General features: G+C 42.5%; 24 protein-coding genes. 10 read left to right on the forward strand and 14 right to left on the reverse strand.

Going from position 1 to position 25,084, the window contains the following annotated elements:
• Nucleotides 1-27 precede the first annotated feature (27 nt).
• The 8 genes from BMZ72_RS18295 to BMZ72_RS18330 all read right to left on the reverse strand — a co-directional run bounded on the left by BMZ72_RS18295 (nt 28) and on the right by BMZ72_RS18330 (nt 7,641).
• Complete coding sequence (locus BMZ72_RS18295; RefSeq protein ID WP_089810884.1) at nt 28-870, reverse strand: metallophosphoesterase family protein; 843 nt, start codon at nt 868-870, stop codon at nt 28-30.
• A gap of 3 nt (nt 871-873) precedes the next feature.
• Nucleotides 874-1,404, reverse strand: coding sequence for a hypothetical protein (locus BMZ72_RS18300; protein WP_089810886.1), 531 nt, complete (start codon nt 1,402-1,404; stop codon nt 874-876).
• A 2-nt stretch (nt 1,405-1,406) separates the two neighbouring features.
• The gene (locus BMZ72_RS18305) at nt 1,407-2,474 is read right to left on the reverse strand and encodes a DUF4221 family protein (protein ID WP_177222834.1); all 1,068 of its coding nucleotides are present in this window, start codon (nt 2,472-2,474) and stop codon (nt 1,407-1,409) included.
• Between the two features lie 200 nt (nt 2,475-2,674).
• Nucleotides 2,675-2,944 (reverse strand): hypothetical protein, encoded by a 270-nt coding sequence (locus BMZ72_RS18310; protein ID WP_089810891.1) that lies wholly within the window; start codon nt 2,942-2,944, stop codon nt 2,675-2,677.
• A gap of 136 nt (nt 2,945-3,080) precedes the next feature.
• Nucleotides 3,081-5,255 carry a protein kinase/lanthionine synthetase C family protein gene (locus BMZ72_RS18315; protein ID WP_089810892.1) on the reverse strand — a complete coding sequence of 725 codons (2,175 nt, stop codon included), beginning with the start codon at nt 5,253-5,255 and terminating at the stop codon, nt 3,081-3,083.
• Entirely contained in the window at nt 5,252-5,524 is a 273-nt protein-coding gene (locus BMZ72_RS18320; RefSeq protein ID WP_089810893.1) for an HTH domain-containing protein, read from the reverse strand. The genes BMZ72_RS18315 and BMZ72_RS18320 overlap by 4 nt, the downstream gene beginning before the upstream one ends.
• Nucleotides 5,525-5,840: 316 nt before the next feature.
• Nucleotides 5,841-6,593: a hypothetical protein gene (locus tag BMZ72_RS18325; protein ID WP_089810895.1), complete on the reverse strand. Its 753-nt coding sequence runs from the start codon at nt 6,591-6,593 to the stop codon at nt 5,841-5,843.
• A gap of 67 nt (nt 6,594-6,660) precedes the next feature.
• Entirely contained in the window at nt 6,661-7,641 is a 981-nt protein-coding gene (locus tag BMZ72_RS18330) for a helix-turn-helix transcriptional regulator (RefSeq protein WP_089810896.1), read from the reverse strand.
• A gap of 654 nt (nt 7,642-8,295) precedes the next feature.
• On the opposite strand from BMZ72_RS18330, the gene BMZ72_RS18335 reads away from it, so the two are divergent.
• The 3 genes from BMZ72_RS18335 to BMZ72_RS18345 all read left to right on the forward strand — a co-directional run bounded on the left by BMZ72_RS18335 (nt 8,296) and on the right by BMZ72_RS18345 (nt 10,852).
• Nucleotides 8,296-8,727, forward strand: a complete 432-nt coding sequence (locus tag BMZ72_RS18335) for a response regulator transcription factor (RefSeq protein WP_012788660.1) — start codon at nt 8,296-8,298, stop codon at nt 8,725-8,727.
• Between the two features lie 58 nt (nt 8,728-8,785).
• On the forward strand, nt 8,786-10,255 hold the full coding sequence (locus BMZ72_RS18340; RefSeq protein WP_089810897.1) for a sigma-54-dependent transcriptional regulator: 1,470 nt from the start codon (nt 8,786-8,788) through the stop codon (nt 10,253-10,255).
• A gap of 114 nt (nt 10,256-10,369) precedes the next feature.
• The gene (locus tag BMZ72_RS18345) at nt 10,370-10,852 is read left to right on the forward strand and encodes a low affinity iron permease family protein (protein WP_089810898.1); all 483 of its coding nucleotides are present in this window, start codon (nt 10,370-10,372) and stop codon (nt 10,850-10,852) included.
• 90 nt (nt 10,853-10,942) lie between these two features.
• On the opposite strand, the gene BMZ72_RS18350 is transcribed toward BMZ72_RS18345, so the two are convergent.
• Genes BMZ72_RS18350 through BMZ72_RS18360 form a run of 3 tightly spaced genes read right to left on the reverse strand, consistent with a single transcriptional unit; the run spans nt 10,943 to nt 14,216 of the window.
• A complete protein-coding gene (locus BMZ72_RS18350) occupies nt 10,943-12,376 on the reverse strand; it encodes a hybrid sensor histidine kinase/response regulator (protein WP_089810899.1) in 1,434 nt (477 codons plus the stop codon).
• A gap of 3 nt (nt 12,377-12,379) precedes the next feature.
• On the reverse strand, nt 12,380-12,835 hold the full coding sequence (locus BMZ72_RS18355) for a response regulator (RefSeq protein ID WP_089810901.1): 456 nt from the start codon (nt 12,833-12,835) through the stop codon (nt 12,380-12,382).
• Nucleotides 12,828-14,216 carry a sensor histidine kinase gene (locus BMZ72_RS18360; protein ID WP_089810903.1) on the reverse strand — a complete coding sequence of 463 codons (1,389 nt, stop codon included), beginning with the start codon at nt 14,214-14,216 and terminating at the stop codon, nt 12,828-12,830. Before BMZ72_RS18360 ends, BMZ72_RS18355 begins: the two co-directional genes overlap by 8 nt.
• 454 nt (nt 14,217-14,670) lie before the next feature.
• Here BMZ72_RS18360 and BMZ72_RS18365 point away from each other — a divergent pair, with 454 nt between their 5' ends.
• From BMZ72_RS18365 to BMZ72_RS18380, 4 genes are all read left to right on the forward strand, one after another.
• The gene (locus tag BMZ72_RS18365) at nt 14,671-15,012 is read left to right on the forward strand and encodes a hypothetical protein (RefSeq protein WP_089810904.1); all 342 of its coding nucleotides are present in this window, start codon (nt 14,671-14,673) and stop codon (nt 15,010-15,012) included.
• Nucleotides 15,013-15,044: 32 nt separating this feature from the next.
• A complete protein-coding gene (locus tag BMZ72_RS18370) occupies nt 15,045-15,674 on the forward strand; it encodes a YciE/YciF ferroxidase family protein (protein ID WP_089810906.1) in 630 nt (209 codons plus the stop codon).
• A gap of 74 nt (nt 15,675-15,748) precedes the next feature.
• Entirely contained in the window at nt 15,749-16,615 is an 867-nt protein-coding gene (locus BMZ72_RS18375; RefSeq protein ID WP_089810908.1) for an SDR family oxidoreductase, read from the forward strand.
• A 17-nt stretch (nt 16,616-16,632) separates the two neighbouring features.
• The gene (locus BMZ72_RS18380) at nt 16,633-17,694 is read left to right on the forward strand and encodes a DNA topoisomerase IB (RefSeq protein WP_089810910.1); all 1,062 of its coding nucleotides are present in this window, start codon (nt 16,633-16,635) and stop codon (nt 17,692-17,694) included.
• A gap of 81 nt (nt 17,695-17,775) precedes the next feature.
• Here the strand turns inward: BMZ72_RS18380 and BMZ72_RS18385 are convergent, their stop codons facing one another.
• The gene (locus BMZ72_RS18385) at nt 17,776-18,123 is read right to left on the reverse strand and encodes a hypothetical protein (protein ID WP_012788670.1); all 348 of its coding nucleotides are present in this window, start codon (nt 18,121-18,123) and stop codon (nt 17,776-17,778) included.
• A gap of 93 nt (nt 18,124-18,216) precedes the next feature.
• Here BMZ72_RS18385 and BMZ72_RS18390 point away from each other — a divergent pair, with 93 nt between their 5' ends.
• The gene (locus tag BMZ72_RS18390; RefSeq protein ID WP_089810913.1) at nt 18,217-19,008 is read left to right on the forward strand and encodes a non-homologous end joining protein Ku; all 792 of its coding nucleotides are present in this window, start codon (nt 18,217-18,219) and stop codon (nt 19,006-19,008) included.
• A complete protein-coding gene (ligD, locus tag BMZ72_RS18395; protein ID WP_089810915.1) occupies nt 19,005-21,590 on the forward strand; it encodes a DNA ligase D in 2,586 nt (861 codons plus the stop codon). The genes BMZ72_RS18390 and ligD overlap by 4 nt, the downstream gene beginning before the upstream one ends.
• 6 nt (nt 21,591-21,596) lie before the next feature.
• On the opposite strand, the gene chrA is transcribed toward ligD, so the two are convergent.
• Nucleotides 21,597-22,790, reverse strand: coding sequence for a chromate efflux transporter (gene chrA, locus BMZ72_RS18400; RefSeq protein ID WP_089810918.1), 1,194 nt, complete (start codon nt 22,788-22,790; stop codon nt 21,597-21,599).
• A 220-nt stretch (nt 22,791-23,010) separates the two neighbouring features.
• Between chrA and BMZ72_RS18405 the strand changes: the two genes are divergently transcribed.
• On the forward strand, nt 23,011-24,051 hold the full coding sequence (locus BMZ72_RS18405; RefSeq protein WP_089810920.1) for an alpha/beta hydrolase: 1,041 nt from the start codon (nt 23,011-23,013) through the stop codon (nt 24,049-24,051).
• A 70-nt stretch (nt 24,052-24,121) separates the two neighbouring features.
• Here the strand turns inward: BMZ72_RS18405 and BMZ72_RS18410 are convergent, their stop codons facing one another.
• Nucleotides 24,122-25,078 carry an isopenicillin N synthase family dioxygenase gene (locus tag BMZ72_RS18410; protein WP_089810921.1) on the reverse strand — a complete coding sequence of 319 codons (957 nt, stop codon included), beginning with the start codon at nt 25,076-25,078 and terminating at the stop codon, nt 24,122-24,124.
• Nucleotides 25,079-25,084: the final 6 nt, after the last annotated feature.

Here is a 25,084-nt window from a genome sequence, read left to right on the forward strand (position 1 = left end):
TTAATATATGGTATGATATTCGCCATTTTATAAACTTATTTCTTCTTTTTTTTCTGCAAACCCGATTCTAATATGAGTTCGGGATAACATTAAGGTGCATGTTTCATGCGTTAATAGGTTGATAGTTATGTACTCATCTTCAGTCTTTTCTTGTGGTAGATCCGGCTTTGCAGAATGATTTTTTGGTTGCTCTTTTTTTATTAAAATCAAAGGGGCGCTGTTATGAGACTCTGCTGCTGGTGCATCCTCTTTTTTAATATTAGTTTGTGCGTTTTTCGTAAAAGCTTTATATGCACTCATATTAACCCCAGATGAATAATCATCTGATTGTATGTTGTGATAGAAACCGCCGTTTATTAACACCCGGCCAATTTTTTCTATAATATTTTTTGTTAAAAGCCACCTATGAAGTTCCAGGTTTCCGTCATATAATAACGCATAATTCTTCTTCTTGCCTATTATTGGGTATGCATAGTTTGGTGTGGAAAATGTCCAGTTCAACCATAAATTTTTAATTCCCTGAGCCCCTAATATGAAATGTACATACCCTCCATGTTTCATTGCTTTTTGTTCTAAAGAATATACCATCCAAAGCAATTCATTTCCTACGTTTCTGTAATCTTCGAAGTTTCCCACAACTATCAGGTGGCCATTTGAAAAAATCCATGTATTTTTTTTATCTATTACACCTTTGTCAAGAAGTTTTTTTTTGAATGAATGGAAGTTTCCTGTCGTATCTGCAACAATCATCATCTTTTTGACTTCTGAAAATAATGCATACTCCGATTCCAGCTTATTTTTAATGATGACACTGAAATACTTTCTGGATAAACCTGTTCCAGGTTCTTTTAGCGCGATTTTGTTCATCATGGCTTAGTGTTTCAATGTTAGGAATTTGTTCAATTCATGTTGTATAGTATGGGGTATTAGAGTTGTTTTTTTATACACCTTCTTGCCTGCCATATGATATATAATTGGTTTTTCATCAGCTAGATTATATTTCGTACATAAGGAAAAACTATCTACGATAATTTGTTTATTGTTCATAGGGAGTCGTCCTCCATTGTCAATAAAATAAGAGTTTACAGTTTTATATCCTTTTTCTGATGAAATGAAGAGATAGCGATTTGAAGGTATGATGTAGTCATGCTTCACTAATTGATCAATAATTTTTCCACGGCAATAGGGACAACTTTGTGTAATTGGTAAAATGAGTAATTCGGATGTATCTGTTGATGAGCTGACAGATAATATTTGATCTGTGAGTTTTGTAATATTAATGAAGAGTGAATCCTGCATAGCTTGATCATTAATGTTTTCTTCCGTTTTATTTTTACTGGAATTACTGCATGATAGTATAAGCATAAAAAGATGTAGGATGAGTGTTGCTTTTGGGCTTTTCATATCTATGGGATTATTTTTAGTCTCAGAAAATTGAGATTGTATTCATCTTTGTTTACAATTCTTGTATACAGATCTCCTCTGGAATTGATGAAAGCTGAGTTTAGGTATGTCTGATCTTCTATTGTAGATTCACCGATGACTTTTAGGTTTTTATCCAATATAACAATGCTTTTTTTTCTTTGACTGTCCGGGCCGGCATCTATGTCTCTGAAAATTCTTAGATAATATCCACTTGCTGCATTGAAATAAATTTGTCCGTATGACTGTTGCTGTGAAAAAGAATTGAAATCATTTGTAATTGATGAGAAGTTAGGAGTGCCTTTCCCTGTTATCCCCTTGTCAAGATAGCTTCTTCCGGTATACTCAATGTTGAATGTTTCTAAATTAGTTTCGTAAATACTACTGTCTGCAGGAAAGCTGAAGACAAGATTTTTCTTTTCATTTATACAATAGCTGTAATTGGAGAAGTAATATCCCCAATTTTTTAATTTATATATATCCGGGTATTGATAATAAAAAGTTGTTTTGTTATTTAACATATTAATCGCGCAAACCAGTGGAAGATTTTTTCGTTCCGATTTTTTATGCGTAAGGGTTTCTGTTGATTGTAGACCGAAGTAGAGAATGTTGTCTTTTATAAACGGCATACATTTCATGTTTATCTTGGGGCTAAGTTTGAAGGGGAGCTTAGATATATTGATTGTTTGAATGATGTCTGCATTGCTATTCAGGAGATATATAGCTTCATAATTATAAAGGATTATGCTGTCTCTGCTGAGCATCAAGGCCGATGATTTGGCCAGGCTTTTCGGATCGAAGTTTTTTTTAAGATCTGTTCTTTTAACTAAAGATCGTTCGAGTAGGTCATAGGTGTTTAGCGTATTTGAGCGTTTGTCATGAAAAGTTATGTATTCCTTCCCGCCAACACAGAATGTGTTAAATGCTTTTATATCGTTGTACATCGATTCATGTAGTTTGAATCGTATGGTATCTGAGGTTGATACTATGTGAAGAGAAGTGTATGTAGGTGTTATGTATTTTGATGTTTTAGGAAGTTTTTTTTGGTTCATGGTACAACTTTCTCCAAAAAGAAATAAACAGGCGAACAATGCCCCGGAAAGATAGTTTTTGCAGTTATGTTGTATGGTTACTTTCATTTCGTCTTTCTGTATTCTTGGAAATTTGGAAATCAAGCTAGCACATTATAAGTTTTACAATATGCTAGCCTGATTGGAAAAATTAGATTATGTTCGGGGTGAACAGGTAATCTTTAAGCGTTATCTGGTAATGTAGTTCCTTCGCTTGTTTCTGGACTACCACCAGTTGTACCTGAATTTAATGTTGCGAAACATGAATCAGCAGCAGCACGGGCAGCGCATGTTACAGAAGCTCCATCGCTGGATGGAACGATAGTGCCGCCTTTAAGACGATAAGAATCGTCTTCTTCTTTGTTAGCAGGAATGATAGCTGCGGTAACAGCAGATACACCAATTAATGCGAGACCTAAAAAGGAGAAGTGTTTCAGTGATAACTTTTTCATGATTAGAAAATTTAGGATTGTGAAGAAAAATATAATCGATGGCCATAGAATACACAGCTAAGTTCAATTCTTTGGGTGAAAAAAATGTTCAGTATGCGCCATGATTTTTGGAATAACGCTCACATGATCTTTCTGCTTACATCATAAGAGGCGCTGATAATTCTTTTGGGTAACAATAGCGTAGTAGAAAATGCAATACACCGCTATTTCCTGACATAAAACTTGCAGTTGGGAATCGCTCGCTTTGAACAAGCCAATAGTTGCCGTTCTTTTGGTCTTCTTTTCTCAGACGTAGTATTGTTTGCGCAATCCAATCAGCCCGTTCAATCCATTGTTCATCTGAGGTGATTTTAGCCGCTTCGAGATAGACCTCTCCAAGCCCGGCGAGGCCCTGGTTTTGGCTCAAGTTGTTGCTCACAACCTTTATGGGATGTATTTTAAGACATTTGTCAATAACTTTTTTGTAGCTGGCGTCATTGGTGATTGCATATCCTTTCAAAAAAGCCAGCGCAATCCCTGGTGTGCCATCACTCCACCATGGAGGAAGCTTTTGTTTGTTTGAAGAATACCAGCTTATGATCCCATTTTCCTGAATGCTATTTTGAATCAGCCATTGCAATGCTTTCGTTCCCGCATTTAAAGACCTTTGATCGTTAAATATTTTCCCATGTTCTAATAAGAAATAGGCAATCCCACTGACACCTTGTGCGAAACCACGTGTTATTCTTTTTTTATTTTCGATGACGCTTCTAATCCATGCCCCATTTTTTTCCTGCTTGTTTATTAGATAGTCTGCATATTTATGGAGGTTGTTCCTGACTTGCTGATTAGGTTGAACATTGTTGATTATGATGTTTGCTAGTCCTTGCCCTGCTACACCGTAGAGTATATCAGGTTCAGTTCCCATTTTGGTAACTAGTTTGTCGATCCAATTATTATAACTGTATTGTTTTGGAACATAGCCCGATCCCGAAAACAGGCTTAGTACAGCTGCTACTCCATCGCTACCGAAATGTAATCCAGGATGCGTTGCATCTAGTCTTTGAATATATTTATTGTTTATTCTATCAAGTGCTAATTCAATATTTTCAGTATTTTTATTAATATCCAGACCTTTTTGATGAGCTTTCGTAAGAAGATAAAGAATGCCGGTGTCTCCGCAATTGAAACTGGAGTACCATCCCTTGTTTAATTTTGTTTTGTCTGCTTTGCTTGGGTTCCTTATGTTTTCGGTGAACCAACCACGGCCCTGGTCGCAGAAAATTGGGGTAGAGAAGGTGTCAATGCCAGACTGTATTAAGTCCAGAATTTCTTTTTTTTCGTATCGGGGTACATGAACTTTCTCACGCGATCTTCCTGTCTTAGTATCTTTTTGATACGCTTCAAACTCAGATTTGATTACCCTTAAATCTGGCCTTTCTTCCGGATTTGGATGTATACATTTAAGTAATAGGGTGCTAATTTTTTTGTCAGGAATGAAATAATTTAGTTTATCTCTGAGATTATCATTTTCGTTGACTGTAAATTTCGCGGGACTAATACTCGTAAATAATTGTATAAAGATGGCGCCCAGAGAGAAAATGTCTTCTTTTGTTGTCGGCTCTAATGTGGCTTCCTGTTCAGGAGACATATATCCGTATGTTCCAAGTTTGAAAGGAGGAGCAGGATGGTGATCTCTTGTAGAATAACTTAACTCCATATCGATCACATATACATTTCCTCCTGGAGTGACCATAAAGTTATTGACTGTGACATCCCTATGTACGATATGCTGTTCGTGCAGTTTTTCCAGTATGGATATGATTTGGAGCAGATACCCAACAATTTTCGGACTTTTTTTATTTCCATATGCAACAGGTATGAAAGATGGCGTCATTTCGGACAGCACTTTATGTAGAGATTTTCCTTTTATCCTTTCCAGCACGAGATAGGAAATATTATTTTCTTCAAACCATGCTAGCGCCTTTGGCAATTTCACATGCCCGTGCAACTTTTCATGGAGTTCTTTTTGCCACATGAGCCTATCCCTGATGTCTCTGCCGTTTTTGTCTATAGAGGCCCCTGATACACCTTCTTTGATCACACAGATACCAAAGTCGAACAGGCTTTTTATATATATGCATTTAATGACATCATTTTTATCACTTTCTTTCAGACTCTTTAGTACGATGTAGTGGTATCCCAGTCTCAGTCCACTTCTTTTTTTTTCTTTAGTTTTATTGACTGAAATTTCCCCATTGGTTTCACTTATGCTATTAGCGACCGATAGATGATCATTGTTATCGTCAATTGATATAACCTTATTATTCATGACAGAAGTGTTTGTGTTCCTGTAGATGGTATTTCACTCTTTTCGAAGAAAAATGATATATTAAAATGTCCCTCTTCATCATAGTAATAGCTTTGCCGGCTATTGGAGAATTTTATGGGAGCTCCAAAGTCTTTCATGATGTTTATGTATTTATAAACACAGCGTTCGGATATTCCAACCCTTCTTGCAAGCTCTGAGGGAGAGCCGGTCCCCTTTATCCGGATGAGGCGATCTATACGTTGTAGTCGTTCAAGCGCATCTATTGTCATAAATGTTTTAATTTATAGTATTGATGTTGATAGTTTTGTTGAGCTTGTAGCGCAGATAGTTAGTAGCGTTGCTGTTATAGCTGTCCGGAAGATATTTTATGATATCTTCAATACTAATTATCTTAAATAGCGTTATTTTCTGGTATCAGGACCAGAATGGTAAATGGGCTAAAAAACTCTCAGAGGGTTAAAGGTTTATCCTATAGGCTGATCTAAGCTGTCTCTATATTAAAGTTAGGTTAAATTAAATCCCTCAAATTATCCCAAGCGGCATATTTACTTATCCTGCGCGTCTTTCCCCGCGCCCACAGTTCCATCATCCTCCCACAACAGCACCGTTACACCAATCCACCAACACTAACTGAAACTTTTCTACCAGCAGTGAAAACTCATCATCTACATATTCAAAATCACGTAGACACAGCGCCGTGATAATATCATTATCAACGATACCATAATAAACATGACTATGTGAATGAATAACGAACGAAGAATGAATAACGCCTTGTGAGTCTATGCCTAACGTACCCCGCGAGCTAACACTGACCACATCACAGAATTCATTCATAGGAATATGAACAGACAGCAAAGGAATATTATCACGAATATAAGACGACGGATATCCCACCAGGTTATTCCCTATCTCCAAAATTTGAGTAATCGCTCCTAAGTCTGTTTCAATAACCGGCATTAATTCTATCGATAGGAACTGTAACTGCATCCATTGATTAACATGAATAGTCTCTGAATAGATACCAGGTACAACGACAGGTAAAGTACCCGAGCTAGTCGGGACCAACGACCGCTGATTCGTATTATCGAAATCAATTTTCCGCTGAATAGTCAGCGTTAGCTTTTTCGAATAATGAAAATCATCCCCTGATACAGGATTAGCTGTTATCACCTGCCAGGGCTCGCCGTCTAAAGTTAAGACGGTGGGTTTATCAAACACTTCCGGTAAATCATCTTTCAGAATTTTGCGTTTAGAAAGTATCTGATTAGAGGTGGCGTCAACAAACGTAACATTGATCTTTTTAGGGAACAATGTGAGTAGGGTTAAATAATTCATAAGGAGAAGTTACAAAAACTGTCTCTTCAGAAATTATCCTGAGCGGCAAAGTTACTTATCCGTAGCGTCATTCGCTGCCACCATTCCGCCGTGTCTCGCTGGGGGTTTCTTCAAAGTAGTTTTTATAGACTTTTGTGAGGGCGGAGGGATTTTTATAACCGACGATGTAAGCGATGTGAGCGATACTGATTGTTTCGTTGATACAGAGGTTGCGTGCTCGTTCCATGCGGATCTTTAGTTGGTACTCCGAGAAGGACATGCCGCAATATTTTGTGAAACTGTGTCTTAGTTTAGATTCACTTATATAATAGGTGGATGCGAGTTGAGAGATAGTGAGTTCTTTATCGATATTATTGCGGATATATGTTTTGATGGTGTTAAAGGTGAGATCTGAGCTGGGTGGGAGTGCTTTGTTATCCTGGTGTTCGAGGATAAGAATAAGTAGCTCCTGGAGTTTGGCGGATAGCCAGGAGCGGCGCAGACCGGAATTGACAATACTATATTTTAGCTCATGATTGAGGATATGGAGTTTATCCCAGACGATACCCGGCGTAGGGGTGAGGAGGGCTGGCGTTTCTCCGTCAATTTTTGACAGCCATCTGGACACCATGGGAGAGTTTGAAGTATTATAAGAGAGAATTTCCCTGCTAAAGGAATAATGTTGCACCTCATATATGCCAGGAGAGAACACGGAGGCTTGTTGCTGCCCTATTATCTGGAAGCAGCTGTACTGTCCCTGCAGCAGGGTCACTACGTTGTCGTAGTACATAATATTAAGACTACCTTTCACCACACAGCATACAGTACTCAATGCCTCTTTCACCTTCGGCAGCAGCTGCACCGGCTCTTTCACGATAAACACATTATTACTCATACTACACCCATTCGCAACCACCGTATGATAAATAATATCTACCGCAGGCGATGTCACTAAAACAGGATCGGCAAAGTCACAGCGGTAGGCTGCATATTGTGGTGGAAGCTGATGTGTCACTTTAATATGGTGCTCGGGAATACCGACTATACCATATTCTATAGTCACGTTCATATAGGTAAAGTTTGCTTTGAGGGATGTTGGCGAGGTAGACTCAGGTCAACAGACTGGGTTAAAGTCAACGGTAATATTCGCGAGAAAGGCGGGGAGTGCAAAAAAAAGCGGGTTAAGAAATTATTAAGAAAAGGAGCCAGGCTAAAAAACCTGGCTCTTCACTTAAAACAAGAAAACAACCTGTTAAAATATTTAACACCTGCGGGGTACGCAGGTGAGGATTAAACATTTATTGGATAATCAAAAGTAGATGCTTGGAAAGAGAAATCTGTGAATGAGATGTTAATGAAAAAAAATTGTCCCGGGTACTGCGCCCGGGACAATAACTAAACAACAGCTATGAATGAAAATCTTATTAGTAGGATAAAAAGGTCAATTACTATACCACCTGTAGGAATGGCGGTTTTCCCTGTGAATGTTATCGCATTTAGTGGACACTCTACAGGTAGTGTGGAAATATTTCCACACCTTTGTGTGACAGGCGATTGAGAACCCCTGTGAAAATCATGGGTTTGGTAATGGATTGATATTTGAAAGATAAAGAAATAGGTATTTGGGAAGGATTAGGGTGGATTTTGAGCGACGCATCGGCTTTATGTAAAGAATACATCTACAAGCATTTGATAATCAATTTTTAATGGAATAAGTGAAAGCATGGTACAGCATATAAAAACGGATGTGGACCACCCGTCCGATAAAATATTGACTACTGAGGGGAAAAAAGGATCGTTTATTCTGATCATAGATGATGAACCTGATATCTGTAAACTGTTGCAGTTAAGCCTGGTAAAACATGGTTATAAGGTGAAGTACGTGCATGCGCTCACAGAAGGGATGCAATACTTACAGCAACAACAACCTGATTTGCTTTTCCTCGATATACATCTCCCGGATGGTTCGGGTTTAGAAGCCCTTCCTGCGATCAAAAAGAAATGTCCCGCACTGCCGGTCATCACCATCAGTGCTTACGATAATGGAATGGAAAAGCAGAAAGCATTGAATGCAGGCGCCAGTTACTTTATGGCGAAACCATTCAATGTGACCAATCTGGATGAACTGATGAGTAATATGTTAAGTCAGAAATAAGTAAGGTGATTATTTGTAAATTTAAAAACGCTGTTGTCTAACACCACATATAAATATTATGAGAAATATTCTGATAATTGACGATGAGATCAATATTTGTACGTTATTAAGCAAGTTTTTAGGTAAACATGGCTTCAAGGTAGATACCACTATGAGTGGCGCAACTGCATTGAAGATGATGAAAGAAAAAACTTTCGATCTGGTGTTATGTGACTACCGGTTAAAAGATACCGATGGCGCACAACTGTTGCAGGATATCCTGCAAATTAACCCACGCACGATCGTTATCATCATCACTGGATATACTGACGTCAGAGTCGCAGTAGATATGGTGAAAAATGGCGCGTATGACTATCTGTCAAAACCGCTTTATCCGGATGAGATACTGAATCTGGTGCATAAAGCATTTGCACATATGGACTCCGAGCGTGAACGTGAGTCGTCCATGCCAATGCGTACCGTGAGTGCTGCTCCTGCTGCTAATGGCTCCTCACAGCCAGTGGACGACGGCGCCCCGGACAGTGAAATGCTGGATAAAAGTCACAAGTATGTTTATGGTGAGAGTAATGGAGCAAAAGAACTGTTCCGACAGATTAAACTCGTTGCACCAACTGATTACAGTGTGATCATCTTCGGTGAAACAGGTACTGGTAAAGAATCTGTTGCACACCTCATCCACCATCATAGTAAACGACATAACCAGCCTTTCGTAGCGCTGGACTGTGGTAGCCTCTCTAAAGAACTGGCAGCAAGTGAGCTGTTTGGTCACGAGAAAGGAGCATTTACCGGTGCTATCAATACAAAGATCGGTGCCTTTGAACAGGCCCACGGCGGTACGCTGTTCCTCGATGAGGTAGCCAACCTTTCCTACGATATTCAGGTAGCCCTGCTGCGTGTGATCCAGGAAAAAGTGATCCGCAGAGTAGGTAATCTGAAAGAGATTCCGATCGACGTACGTATCATCGTAGCGTCCAACGAGAAACTCTCTGAATCAGTAGCCAAAGGCCGCTTCCGTGAAGATCTCTTCCACCGCTTTAACGAGTTCACTACCTATATTCCACCATTGCGTGAAAGGGTAGAAGACCTCCCGCTTTTCGTGGATGCATTTATGCGCCAGGTAGAAAGAGAACTGCAGAAGAATTGTGGTAAGATCGCTAATGATGTATGGGAATGTTTCAGCCGGTACAACTGGCCAGGTAATATCCGTGAACTGAAAAACGTGATACGCCGTGCATGTCTGCTTACGCCGGAGCATGAGGACATTACTTTGTCCACATTGCCACTGGAAATGAAGGAGTCATTCGCACAACAACCATACGAGGAAGATCACCAGGTGAATATGTCCGGTGAACTGATCTCTATCACAAATGAAAACGATCTGAAAACAGTTGCTTTGCAGGCTGAGTACAACAAGATCATCAACGTACTCAAAGAAGTGAAGTATAACAAGACGAAAGCAGCGCAACTGCTTAACATCGATCGTAAAACCTTATACAACAAATTAAGGTTACTCAATATTAATTACTAAGCGATATCAATATAATGTTTGTTTAATATTCAATCAGTGGCCTGCTTTCCAGCAGGCCTTTTTTGTGTTGCACGGTATGCTATTTGCACCTTGAAAGTTATAAAACCGTGCACTATGGATTTGCAAAATAACCTACAACAAAATAGTAATGAAGATAAAAAAGGCGCAAACTTCTTTGAGCGATTTTCCAGTAAAGTCGCTCAGGCCACAGGTTCTCCCTGGGCATTCTTTATCGCCATGGGCGCAATCCTGGTGTGGGCAATAACAGGCCCTGTTTTCCATTACTCTGACACCTGGCAACTGGTCATCAATACTGGTACAACCATTATCACTTTCCTCATGGTATTTGTGATCCAGAAATCCCAGAATAAAGACTCCAAGTCCGTACAACTGAAATTAAATGAATTGATCGCCGCTAATAAATCGGCGAGTAACAGGTTGATCGTAGTAGAAGATTTGTCGGAAGATGAACTGGATACGCTGCATAATTATTACTGCAGACTGGCAGAAGAAACGAAGAAGAGAATGGATATGAAAGAGTCACACTCTGTAGAAGAAGCGATAGAGAATACGGAAGAGAAAATAAAAGAGATGTAAGTCAGGAATTACTTTGACTATAGTTATCTTACGTTGATGCTACGTTTTTAGACGTAGCGTCAACGTAAGATAACTATAGTCAAAGTAAGATCAGTTGGTAGGCAGTACGATCGTAAATAAACTTCCTTCTCCCTCTTCACTTTCTACGTGTACCGTTCCCTTGTGATTCATAATGATATTCTGCGTACTGGTTAATCCCAGACCGGTTCCTTTAGGTTTATTGGTAAAGAACGGATCAAACAAACGACTCTTTGTTTCCTCCGGAATACCAGGTCCATTATCACCAATGGTAATAATAGCCTTATCTCTTTGTTTGGTCGTTTGTAAAGTAAGCAGGCCTTTACCCGGCGTCATTGCTTCTACCGCATTGATGATAATATTCAGTAATGCAATCACAACCTTATCTTCATCTGCAGGAATCAGCACATCGTGTTTCAGATAATCTTTCTTCACATTGATCTCGTTCAGTTGCAGACGGTCCTGCGCCAGGGCAAGTGCCTTATCAGTGAGTTCATTCACACCATGCTGATGCACGTTCAGTTCGATCATTCTGGTGGAATGTAACAGTTCTGTGATCAGTTGATTGATGCGGGTACAGTTACGTTCAATGATATCAACATACACCTGGCTATCTTCCACACTAACAGGTTCTCCTTTAAACTGACTAACCGCCAGCAGGATGTTTGTAAGCGGGTTTCTTACTTCATGCGCGATCACACGGGCAATACGACCGGTTACTACAAATTTCTGCTGCTGCTGTTTTTCCAGTTCCTCTCTTTTCCTTTCAGTGATATCCTGTACCACACAAAGGAAGATCTGTTCTGCATCATCCAGCATCACCGCACTCACCATCACATCCAGTTTCTTTCCGTGTTTGGTGACGAAGTTATATTCTGTACGCAGACTGGAATCTTCTCCGCAGATATGATCGAAGAAATGTTTACTCTGCTCTTCGAGGAAGAATAATTGCTTGAGATTTAACTCTAGTAATTCCTGTTTACTGTAGCAAAGGCTCCTGATAGCGGCAGGGTTGGCATCAATTACATTCTTGTCGCAGTCGGCCAGGATGATCAGGTCATGCGCCTTTTCGAATACACCGAAGTATTTCTTTTCGTTTTCTTCGATGATCCGCAGGTGACGCGCTTCATCCAGTGCATAACGGATAGACCTTTCCAGCAGATCGGCACTGATCTCTCCTTTGACAAGGTAGTCAGAAGCACCTGCCTGCATCGCCTCTTTATCGATCGTGTAGTCACCTTTACCGGTCAGCATGATCACTGGTGCTTTATATTCCAGTTGCTGAAAATGGTGAAGGATATCGATCCCTGTATAAGGACCAAGGCGGTAGTCGGCAAGATAGATATCATGTACCTTTCTGTCAATTTCCTCTACTGCTTTGGAATAAGTAGGCGCCCAGTCCAGCTGGTATTGCCCCGGAGAAATATCCTGTAATAACTGGTTGACGAGATAAAAATCATCTTCATCATCGTCTATCATCAATATATGTACGGGTTGATCTGTCATTCTCTAAACATTTGGCAGTTCTGCTATTTCGAACCAATATTGCCCTAATACGCGGGTAAATTCCACGAGGCCCGAATAGGTGACCGGTTTTATAATAAAGCTGTTTACACCCAGCTCATAACTGTTAATAATATCTTTTTCTTCCTGGGAAGTAGTCAAAACGATAACAGGGATACTCTTAAAAACACTGTTCGCCTTCAGTTCGCGTAATGCCTCCCTTCCGTCCTTTTTAGGCATATTCAGATCCAGCAGGATAATTTGTGGAAAAGGGTGTAGCGTTTCATCCGCATAGTGACCATCCCGCTTTAAATAATGCAGGAGTTCTTCGCCATTTTCCACAAAACTTATGTGGTGCTGTGTACTGTTCTCATCAAAAGCTGCCTGGATCAGCTCTCTGTCATCAGCATCATCATCAGCAATAAGGATGCTAATTTTTCCGGCAGTTTTAATTTTATTCATTGTAGAGGGTTTGTGTTAGTGGTAATTCGATAATAAAGGTCGCGCCTTTACCAGGTGATCCCAACGCGGTGATGTGTCCATGATGGCTGTCCACTATTTTTTTACAGATGGCCAGTCCGATGCCGGTACCAGAATATTCGCTCATGCCGTGTAACCTTTGAAACAACAAAAAGATGCGCTCGGCATAAGCCGGGTCAAAACCTATACCATTATCTTCTATATAAATGCGGCATTGATTATTTTCCTGTTCAGCCCTGATATTGATGACCAGCTGTCTGCCGGGGTCCGCAAATTTGATCGCATTGGTAATGATATTCTGGAATAACTGATGAAATGCAGTAGGCATCCCCTCTATCACTGGCAGTGGAGCGATATGCACCACCGCCTTTTTCTCCTGCAAACTTACCTCAAGATCATTGGTGACCTCCTGCAGCACCTGTGTCATATCCACCTTCTCAATATGCTCAGGTGTAATACGGCCGGCACGGGAAAAAAGCAGCAGGTCATTGATCAATATACGCATCCGTCCTACGGCGCCCACCATACGCACGATCAGATCGGACGCCTCCTGCGGTAACTGCTCTCCGTACTTTGTCTGTAAGCGGTCGCTAAAGGTAGATATTTTACGTAAGGGTTCCTGTAAGTCGTGTGAGGCTACGTAAGCAAATTGCTCCAGTTCTTCGTTGGATTTATTGAGCAATTTGATATTCTGCTGGAGATCGTGCTGGTAAGATTTGAGACGTGACTCAATATGTAATTGTAAGCGGAACTCCCGTGTCAGGGTAACGTAGGAATAGATACCTATCAGGATAGCCATCAGCGAGGAAATAAAGATCACGGGTATCCAGATGGCAGAGAAGAAGTCCTGCAGGCGGGATTTCTGGTGCAGCTTCGCATTTTCGATATGCAGCATGTCCTGTACTTTCAGGTCTATTTTGTCCATCCATTTTTCTCCTTCCTGTACAGCACTCGTGTCTGTCTGACGCACAGACAGTTTGGCTTCACCGGCAATCAGCTGCTGGTATTTCTTTTCAAGCAGTTTTTTCAGGGTATCCAGGTGCAGTTGCTGCCGGCGGCTGTCGGCCGTGATACGACGCAGCAACATATATTCCTCTTCTATCTTGATACTGCGTTCCTGCATGGTAGGCCTCAGGAAAGCGGTATCCTGCGTAAGCCGGTAACCCCGCAGGGCGGATTCTGCGTCCTTCAGCTGTTTGGTGATCACTTCCAGGCTTTTGGAGATCTCTATCGTCTGATTCATCCACCGGGCATTATCCAGTAAGGTTTTCGTTACCAGAAAGGAACATATGGATGCGACGATGATCACAGTAAATGCGATAAAGAATCCCAGTCTGATCTTCTTTTGTACAGGTATATGCATTTTTCCCGCTGATTGTGTGGTAAGCTTTCTAATTTACGTTAATTACATGATAATCAGAAGCCAGTAGGCCTCCTCTTTCACAGGCAATGTCTGCACGTATATCCGGTTCCGGCTGTCATATGTATACAAATATTGTGCTATGTATATCAATCCACACTTATAATTTCATAAATAGTATCCATCAATTTCCACATTGTGAAATGCATATTCTACAGGCACTCCGGTCGTGGCTGCTAAAGTACTTCATATATACATTGAAGTGAATTAAAAGTAGGTGAAATGCAGTGCTGTTAAGGATTTGGCATGCATGTGAAGAGGTGCTTAAACCAGCCGTAACAGTGCTTATATGCCACTGGAACGAACTTTGTTTTTTCAGTTGTATAGAATACGTTGAAAAACATCGTGATACAACTGCTCACTGTTTAAGAAATCGTTCACCCAAAAAATTAATCTTATGCAATACTATCATACGGCGGCGGGGAGTCCAAATCCGGGTGGGGTACCGGAAAAGCAACCCATTCCGCAGGAGGAACCACCAAGGCCCAATAATCCGGAAATAACGCCTCCTCCATCTCCGCCAGGTCCACCGCCGCCGGTGCCCAACGAGATACCGGATCATGATATCAAACGTACGCCTCCCGATCCAAAGGCAGAAGAAGAAAGGATAGAAGTGATGGCAGAACAGGACAGGGAAGATGTACAGGAAAGATCACCGGACCTTTTCCCCGACAAGGATCTCATGGAGACAGGACATACGTACGATGAGGAAGATACGAAGGTCATTCCGGAAGAATAATTTGTTAATCACTATTTAAAACTCCAAAACATATGGCAACAAGAACCCAATCCAAAACCAGTAAGGCTACAACTTCAACAAGAAGTGCTGCTGGAAGTAAATCTATGTCAGCATCACGTACTGCTCCTAAATCATCCTCCAGGAGCAACAGCAAAAACGAAGATATGCCCAACTCCAAGTTCCACAAACTGTTTGTGGACGAACTGAAAGACATTTACTGGGCAGAAAAGAACCTTGTAAAGGCACTTGGGAAAATGCAGAAAGCAGCTACTTCAGAAGAACTGATCGATGCTATCAGCCATCACCAGGAACAAACAAAAGAGCATGTTACGCGTCTGGAACAGGTATTTGAAATTATCGGTCAGGCGCCAAAAGCTAAGAAATGTGAAGCAATGGAAGGATTGATCGCAGAAGGACAGGAAGTGGTAGATGATACAGAAGAAGATACCGCGGTGAGAGATGCAGGTATCATTATCTGTTCTCAGAAGATAGAACACTACGAGATCGCTGCCTATGGCAGTCTGCGTACACTGGCCAATAAAATGGGACATGACGAAGTTGCACAGTTACTGGAACAGACGCTGAATGAAGAGAAAGAGACTGATAGTCTGCTGACACAGATCGCAGAATCTTCTGTTAATGAAGAAGCTGCTGCTGAATAAGCTCAACTTATAAATGAGAACCCTAAGGCCTCTGCATATCGATATGCAAGAGGCCTTTCTTAAATCTACTTATCATGCAAAAGTCAGAAGAAAAGAAACCATTGAGACCAGAACAGGAACAGCCCCGTCAGCCGGGAATAGAATCAGAAATGGACCCGAAGCCGGTGTTTGAGAAAAAGGACGTACCGGTAGGTAAACTGATGGACAAGGTGGCGATTATAACGGGTGGTGACAGTGGTATCGGAAGAGCGGTAGCAGTTGCTTTTGCCAGTGAGGGCGCCGATGTTGTCATCGCTTATTTTGATGAACATGAGGATGCTGCATTGACACAGAAACACGTACAGGAGTATGGTCGTAAGGCAGTATTGGTACCTGGAGATGTGACAGATGAAAAACACTGTGCAGCTATCGTGGAAAAGGCAGTGGAGACTTTCGGCAGACTGGACATTGTTGTCAATAATGCCGCGGTACAATATCCACAGAAAAATCTGGAAGATATTACCGCGGAACAGTTACAGAAAACCTTTGCCACCAATATCTTTTCGCAGTTCTATCTCACAAAGGCGGCACTTCCGCATCTGAGAGAAGGTGCTGCGATCATCAATACAACATCTGTTACTGCATACAGGGGAAGCGCACACCTGATCGATTACTCGAGTACCAAAGGGGCAATTGTAAGTTTTACCCGTTCCCTGGCATCCACACTGGCAGAGAAAAAGATCAGGGTAAACGCAGTAGCGCCCGGACCTATCTGGACGCCATTGATACCTGCGACCTTTGATGCGGAACATGTAAAATCGTTTGGTTCGGACGTACCCTTGAAACGTGCGGGAGAACCCGTGGAGGTAGCATCCAGTTATGTATTCCTGGCCAGTAATGATTCCAGTTATATGACAGGACAGGTGCTGCATCCCAACGGAGGAGAAATTGTGAATGGTTAGCATAAAATATTACAATTATGGACCTGCTTGCTGAGGCAATGGCTACCGCCAAAGCCGTCAAATTACGTTATGTGAAGTCTGGTACTACAGGCTATAGCCGGGAAAGGATAAAAGGCGGCTTTCGGTACCGTGATCAGCACGGAGATATTATCAGGGACGAGGAGGTACTGAAAAGGATCCGCGGACTGGTATTACCACCTGCCTGGGAGGAAGTATGGATCTCTCCATATGCGAACGGACACCTGCAGGCGACAGGCATCGATGCCATGGGCAGAAGGCAGTACCGCTATCATTCTACCTGGGCAAAAGTACGTAACGAGACCAAGTACGATCGTCTGCTACATTTTGGGGAGAAACTACCGCAATTACGCGAACATATTACGGTTGCATTACGTAAGAAAAGTCTTGATAAAGAGAAGGTTACGGCTATCGCGTTGAGTGTTATGCAGGAAACCCTGATCAGGGTTGGGAATGCGTCCTATGAGAAATTATATGGGTCTTATGGGCTAACGACATTGCACTCACAACACGTGAAAATAGACGGAAATACGGCCTTTTTTAAGTTCAAGGGAAAGAAGGGCGTGATGCATAAAATAACGCTTAAACACGCGCAATTAGCCAAATTACTGCACAAGGTGAGAGATATTCCCGGCCAGGAATTATTCCAGTATTATGAAGGAGAAGAACATAAGAGTCTTGATTCCGGAGATATCAATGAATACCTGAAACAATGGACCGGTGATGATTTTACCTGTAAGGATTTCCGGACCTGGTCCGGTACGGTGAATGCACTGAATCTGCTGGCTGATCTTACCCCGTTTACTTCCGCACATCAATGTAAACAAAACCTGGTGCAGATCATCGACAGCGTAGCCGGCAAGCTCGGTAATACAAGGGCTGTCTGTAAGAAATATTACATCCATCCAAAAATACTGGAATCGTATGAACTATGTGAGCTGGAGCCTTACCTGGAAGAGTTACGGGCGGGAAGAGCAGAGGCATCTGAGGATGGTTTGCATAATGATGAGAAGGTGTTGCTGAAGTTTATGAAGGAACAGAAAAAGAACGGGAAAAATTAAGAATTAAAAATTAAGGATTAAGAATTAGCGCTGAGCAATAATTCTTAATCCTTAATTTTTAATTCTTAATTAAATAATATCCTATGCGAAGATCAGCTGATCTTCCCTGTCTTCTACCGGGATTTTCTGGATAAATTCATCGAATCCAGCCTCTTCATGGGTGCTGTAAACACCATAGGCATCCAGTACGTAGCCAATTTCGCCTTCCTTGTCCTCTATCAGGTATAATACGGACATGTCGGCAGGATCTGACTCACCTTCGAACCGGTAGGTTTTGATGATCTTCAATTCCTCAGGATTGTAGATCTTTTGTTTTTCTATATTCTGCATTCTGCCGTGATCACTCATTTTTAGTTCATGATCTAGGCCTTTTTCATGTAGTTTTTGCATCACCCGGCTAAGGGTGGTCATTTCGCCTGGCTTTTCCATAAACAAAGGTTTTTGTTACAGGATAAAATCCAAAACACGTGCCATGGCATATAGTTTGGTTTTCACTCATTATCACTACTAAATTATCTTTTTATGAGAGCTGTATGGTCAGGAACAATCGGTTTTGGGTTGGTCAATATACCCATCAAATTGTACAGCGCAGTACAGGACAGCAGGCTGGACCTGGACATGCTGGACAGGAAAGATCACGCCCATATAAAATTTAAAAGGGTGAATGAAGACACAGGTAAAGAAGTGCCCTGGGAGCAGATTGTGAAAGGATACCTGTATAATGATGAATACGTCATTCTGGAGGATGAGGATTTTCAGGAAGCCAGTCCGGAAAAGAGTAAGATCATCACCATCGAATCATTTGTGGAACTGGTAGAAATAGATGATATCTATTTCGAAACACCCTATTTCATAGAACCGGATAAAGCCGGCGTTAAAGCATATGATCTGTTGTTGAAAACATTGCAGAAAACGGGTAAGGCCGGTCTGGGGCGTTTTGTACTCAGAACGAGTGAACACCTGGCCATTATCCGGCCCAGAGAAGATTATCTGATGTTGCAACAGCTAAGATTTTCGCAGGAAATACGCTCTCCGGAAGAGCTGTCTTTTCCATCCAATACAAAGATCAGTAAAAAGGAGCTGGATATGGCGATACAACTGGTGGACAGTTACACCACTGAATTTGATATCAGTCAGTTCAAAGATACTTATCATGAAGAACTGCTGAAGATCATTAAGGCAAAAGCCAGCGGCAAACGACGTACGGTGAAAAAACTGAAAGTGGTGCATACGAAGAGCAGCGATCTGTTCAGTCAGCTGAAGGCGAGTCTGACGCCATCTACAGGAAAAACCACTAAAAAACGTGCGTCATGAGCAGCTTAAAAACATATGATGAGAAGCGCGATTTCAAACAGACTGCCGAACCCAAAGGTGCAAAGAGAAAGAGTGCCGGTAAGCAGCACATTTTTGTCATACAGCGGCATCATGCATCACGTTTGCATTATGATTTTCGCCTGGAAGTAGATGGTGTACTGAAAAGCTGGGCAGTACCCAAAGGCCCTTCTATGAATCCTGCAGATAAAAGGCTGGCTATGCAGGTGGAAGATCATCCGTATGACTATAAAGATTTCGAAGGCGTGATCCCGGAAGGGAATTATGGCGCTGGTTATGTCTATGTGTGGGATAAAGGCAATTACGAATTACTACGTGAGGATGGTAGCAGCTTTGATAAAGCCGCCAATAAGGAGATCAAAGAAGGAGATCTGAAGATACGGCTGAAAGGACGGAAGGTGAAAGGGGAATTTGCCCTGGTGAAGATGAAGAATACAGCTGATAATGCCTGGTTGCTGCTGAAACATAAAGATGACTATGCTGTGAAGGACGCTTATAACAGCGAAGATTTCACACCCCAGCGTGTAAAGGACCGGGGAGTGAAGGAAAAGGAAAAGATGAAAGGTGAGGGTAAAAAAAAAGTGAGTCCGGCAAAAGTGAAAGCAGCGTCTCAAAAAGGAAAGACAGTAAAAAAAGCTAAACAGCAACGGGCGCTTTTTACGCCGATGATGGCGACTTTGGTAGATGCACCTTTCAACCGGGAAGGATGGCTGTTTGAGACCAAATGGGATGGCTACCGGGCTATTGCAGATGTGAGAAACGGGAAAGTGGAACTGTATTCGAGAAATCATCTTTCGTTCAATAAGGATTATGCACCTGTTGTAGAGGCATTGGAAAAATTGCAGCATGACGCCGTGCTGGATGGAGAAATCGTTATCCTGAAAAAAGACGGGACCTCCGATTTTCAGTCATTGCAGAACTATAAGAATGACCCTTCGGGCAATCTTGTATATGTCGTGTTTGATATGCTTGAGCTGGATGGAGAAGACCTGAAAGCGATGCCCCTGATCCAGCGGAAAGAATTGTTGAAAACGGTAGTAAAGCAGCTAAAGAACAAAGGCGTTGTTTATTCAGAACACATCTCAGACAATAGTGACACATTATATCAACAGGCAAAGGAAAAAGGCTGGGAGGGCATTATTGCGAAAGAAGCGGAAAGTCTGTATGCAGAGGGAAAACGGGCTATGGCCTGGCTGAAGATAAAGATCATTGATGAGCAGGAAGCCATTATCTGTGGATATACTGATCCGAAGGGAAGCAGAAAGAAGATCGGCTCCCTGGTACTGGGTGTATATGATGATAATAAGGAACTACGATATGTGGGGAACTGTGGCGGTGGATTGAATGGAACGTTGATCAATGAGCTGTATGAAAAGATGCAACCGCTGCGACAAAAGAGCTCTCCTTTTGATAAAAAGATCAGAACCAATACGCCGGTTACCTGGGTAAAGCCACAACTGGTGTGTCAGGTGAAATTCTCTTCATGGACAAGTGACAAGCAGCTACGGCAGCCGGTATTCCTTGGATTGAGGAAAGACAAGCCGGCAAAGGAGGTGCATCAGGAAACTGCAAAATCCACAAAGATGGCTACTAAAAAAGCGGCAGTAACCGCTGCTCCGGCGAAAGCAGCACCTGAGAAAGAGCGGGTGGTGACACTCAACAGTAAAAAGGTACCGCTGACCAATCAGCAGAAATTATACTGGCCGGATGAAAAGATCACAAAAGGTGAGTTGATCGATTATTATATGGAAATGGCGGACTATGTGCTGCCCTATCTGAAAGACCGTCCACTCAGTCTGCATCGCTTCCCCAACGGCATCAAGGATGCCGGTTTCTATCAAAAGGATGTAGATACAGCAGCGGCTCCTGACTGGGTAAAAACGGTCACTTTACACGCAGCTTCCGCATCCCGTGACGTGGATTATCTGGTATGTAATAATGCTGCTACACTGGTATATATGGCCAACCTGGGCTGTATAGAAATGAACCCCTGGTTATCACGCGTGAAGAACCTGGATAATCCGGATTATATCGTACTGGACCTGGACCCGGAGAATATTGCCTTTAAGTATGTGGTAGAAACCGCATTAGCGATAAAGGAATTATTGGATAAGGTAGGTGTAAAGTCCTTTTGCAAGACTTCCGGCGCTTCGGGATTGCATATTTATGTGCCTACCGGCGGAAAGTATAACTATGAGACCTGCCGCTTATTTGCCGAGTATGTGGCTAAGCAGGTACAACAGGAATTGCCAAAGATCACCAGTGTGATCCGTACGAAGTCTAAACGTAATAAGAAGGTGTATATTGACTATATGCAGAATAGCCGCGGACAAACCGTTGCATCACCCTATTCCGTACGGCCAAAACCGGGAGCTACGGTGTCTGCTCCGCTGAACTGGGATGAACTGAATGAAGATCTTGCTATCAGCAATTTTACGATGGAGAATATGAGAGACAGGGTAAAAGCAATGGGAAATCTGTGGAAAGATATTGATAAGACGAAAAATGATCTGCGTAAGGCGATAGCCAAAGTGGAATCAATGGCACAGGCGCAGGTGGAATAATATGAACTATAACAGCCAGCCTAAAATAAGGCAGGCGAGTACGATAAAAGGGGATGGTATGCGCGAAAGCAGCAGTACGGTCAGTGTGACAGCGGTTACCGCAATCGTATACCCATTCTGTGGGATGGCCATGAACAGGATGATCGTGGCTGCCCACATGATCCCTACCACTACTGCATTAATGCCTTCTAATGCCCTGTAGATAACCACATATTTCTTCAGGTTATGCCATATGGGGAAGAAAAATAAGACCAAGAGTAGGCTGGGCAGGAAGATAGCAACCGGTGCCAGTACACAGCCTAATAACTGATAACCCGGACCGAGGTTACGCATCACCATACCACCGACATAAGCAGTGATAGAGAAGGTGGGCCCAGGTAAAGCACGCATGATACCAGCGCCTGTCAGTAATTCTTCAGCGCTCATGAACTGGGTTTTCGCACGCGAAACGTACTGTTCCAGCATCATTGCGATCAGAATATCTCCTCCGCCAAATACCAGACTACCGAAACGGTAGAAGTTCTCAAATAAGTTAAAAGGACGGCGTGTGATCCAGTCATGCGTACGGGCCAGCTCTGAGAAGAATCCCGCCAGTATGAAAAGCAGGGCAAAGAGCCAGATATTGGTCCAGCGGATCTTTTTAGGCTTATCCTGGATATCCGGAATACGTTTATCACTGAAATTGGATACGATACCCCCTAATATGATCAGGGAAGGAAAGGTCCAGGGAGATTTGAAGAAATAGGCGATCAGGAGCGACGATATCATGATCATCGTCGTTGCCAGGTTGCGTATACTGATACGGAATGCCCGCATGCTTCCATAAATAAGGAAACCAACGGCCATTGGTTGTACGTACTTAAAGATATCGGTATTCAGCGCTTTCTGGTCGAAATACTGTAACAGGAAGCTCAGGGAGCCCATAAGTATACAGGCGGGGGCTATCCATATCAACAGGGTGGCAACGGCCAGCGAAATGCCGCCACGTTTATATCCGATCAGTGTAAGTGTCTGGGAAGAAGAAGCGCCGGGTAAGAGTTGACAGAAAGCATTATATTCCATCAGTTCCTGTTCTGTCACATCCCGTCTCTGGTGTACAAATGTTTTCAACATCATAGCCAGGTGACCCTGCGGGCCCCCGTATGCTGTGATGCTATGCATAAAAACAGCGCGCAGGAAAGGAATATGACGAAGAAACACGCTTTAGTATTTATTAGGCTGCCCGAATTTCAATAATTTCCTGACAATATCAAACAATAAAGCGACAAACTATTGATTTTCTTCGGTTAAGCCTGTAACGTACAGGCATAATACTTGTTGTAGATTCTCAATACTTTGCAGGATATTGAATACTTCCCACCTCTATCTGGTAGCCTGTCAATTGATTGGTAATGAATAGTTTAATATTAGAAGCAGTTTTATGAAGAGATTTCTGATAATCCTATGCATAACACTTTCACTGAACGTACATGCGCAATTGTCATTCTACAACAGTGATGATTATTGGGCAAATTTCTGCTTACAGTCGGATTGTGTTAAACCATCGGCGACAGATACCTGTCTGGTTTTTGTGAGTAACCGGCACCTGCACAAGGATAATCTGCGCTTTGTGGACGAATATGTGGATACGTCAGGACTGAAATACTTCTTTTTGCAAAAGCATGGTGGACAATGGAATGTATTTCAGACGCCTACATTGTCAGACGCCATGCATTTATTGCCGGAAAAGCGGGATATCGTCGTTTATGCGGAGGGGATGGGAAAGATCTTCACTACGAATGTAGAAAGAGCATTGCTGATGCGATCGCAATACCAGGTGAATGTAATCATGTTTGACTATGCCAGTATTAATACCACTTACCGGCCGGCACGGAACTTCCGGTTTGCACGGGAGAATGCCCGTTTATCGGCGCCACATTATTACCGGCTGCTTCGTATCATACAAGAGGCGCGGAGGGAGCAGGAAGACTGGATGCAACAGGTGAAGGTGTCTACATTCTGCCATAGTATGGGCAATATCATATTGATGGAGATGATGAAAGGGCAGGATTACCAGCAACTGAATAGCGAACCGTTTATCGATAATATAGTGATCAATGCCGCCTGTGTACCTTCCAGAGGGCATCAGGAATGGGTAGAGGACATTCATTTCGCGAATAAGATCTATATCCACTATAACAGGTCGGACTGGCAATTAAAAGGCGCTCATTTACTGACATTGAAGCCACAATTGGGAGAGAAGCTGAAAGGACATCTGGCAAAAAATGCCAATTATGTCAATTTCCGGGAGCAGGTGGGTAGTCAGCACAGTTACTTTCTGAATTTCCCGCAGAACGAGTATCGTATGACCAATGAGATGAAGGATTACTTTGTACAGTTATTCAGTGGAAATACCGCTGTACTGGAAGAAGAGAAGACGCTGGTGAAGAAGGAGGGAAGTGGTCCGGACAAGGTGAATTAATGTGTAGTATAAATCAGCATATAAGAGAGAAAAGAAAAACGCTCCGTAATGGAGCGTTTTCTGTTTATAGCTATTTCTTAAGACCAATTTCTCTGAGGCGTTCATCGAGGTATTCGCCGGCCGTGATAGGCTCATAAGCGAGCGGATGTTCGGCATTTACGCAGCTTTCCAGTGCATTCAGTGGCATCTCTGATTTAGGATGCAGGAAGAACGGAATGGAATAACGGCTGGTATGCCACATCTCACGTGGTGGGTTTACCACACGATGCGTAGTTGATTTCAGCCGATTGTTGGTGAGACGCTGGAGCATATCCCCTACGTTTACAACGATCTGTTCCGGTAAAGAAGTAACAGGCACCCAGTTGTTCTGTTTATCCAGGATCTGTAATCCATCTGCAGAAGCGCCTACCAGCAGGGTAATGAGGTTGATATCCTCATGTTGTTCCGCACGGATGGCAGAGGATGGCTCTTCTGTAATAGGAGGGTAGTGAATAGCCCTCAGGATGGAGTTTCCATTATGGATAAACTGATCAAAATAGTGCTCATCCAGTCCGAGGTAGATGGCAATAGCCTGCAGCAGCGCTTTTCCTGATGATTCAAAACCACGGTAGGCATCAAAGAAGGTCGGCGTAAATGCCGGAATTTCTTTTACGGCCACATTGGGAGGGTATTCTGCACCGATCGGATCATCATCTTCTACTGTCTGGCCGAACTGGAAGAATTCTTTCAGGTCGGGCGCTTCATAGCCCTTGGCGTGTTCTTTCCCGAAGGAAGTATAGCCACGCTGACCGGCCAGTTCAGGGATCTCATAAGACCGCTTGATATCGGACGGCAGGGTGAAGAACAGTTGTACATACTTGTACAGTTTCGCAATAAGATCGTCAGAAATACCATGATTTTTTACCGCCACAAAGCCTACTTCTTCGTAAGCTTTACCAAGCTGCTCCACAAAAGCCGCTTTACTGGCGGCGTCGCCCGAGGTAAAGGCGGCGAGGTCCACAACCGGAATGGAATGAGTTATTGCCATAGTAAA

The organism is Chitinophaga sp. YR627 (assembly GCF_900114995.1).
Taxonomy (GTDB): Bacteria; Bacteroidota; Bacteroidia; order Chitinophagales; family Chitinophagaceae; genus Chitinophaga.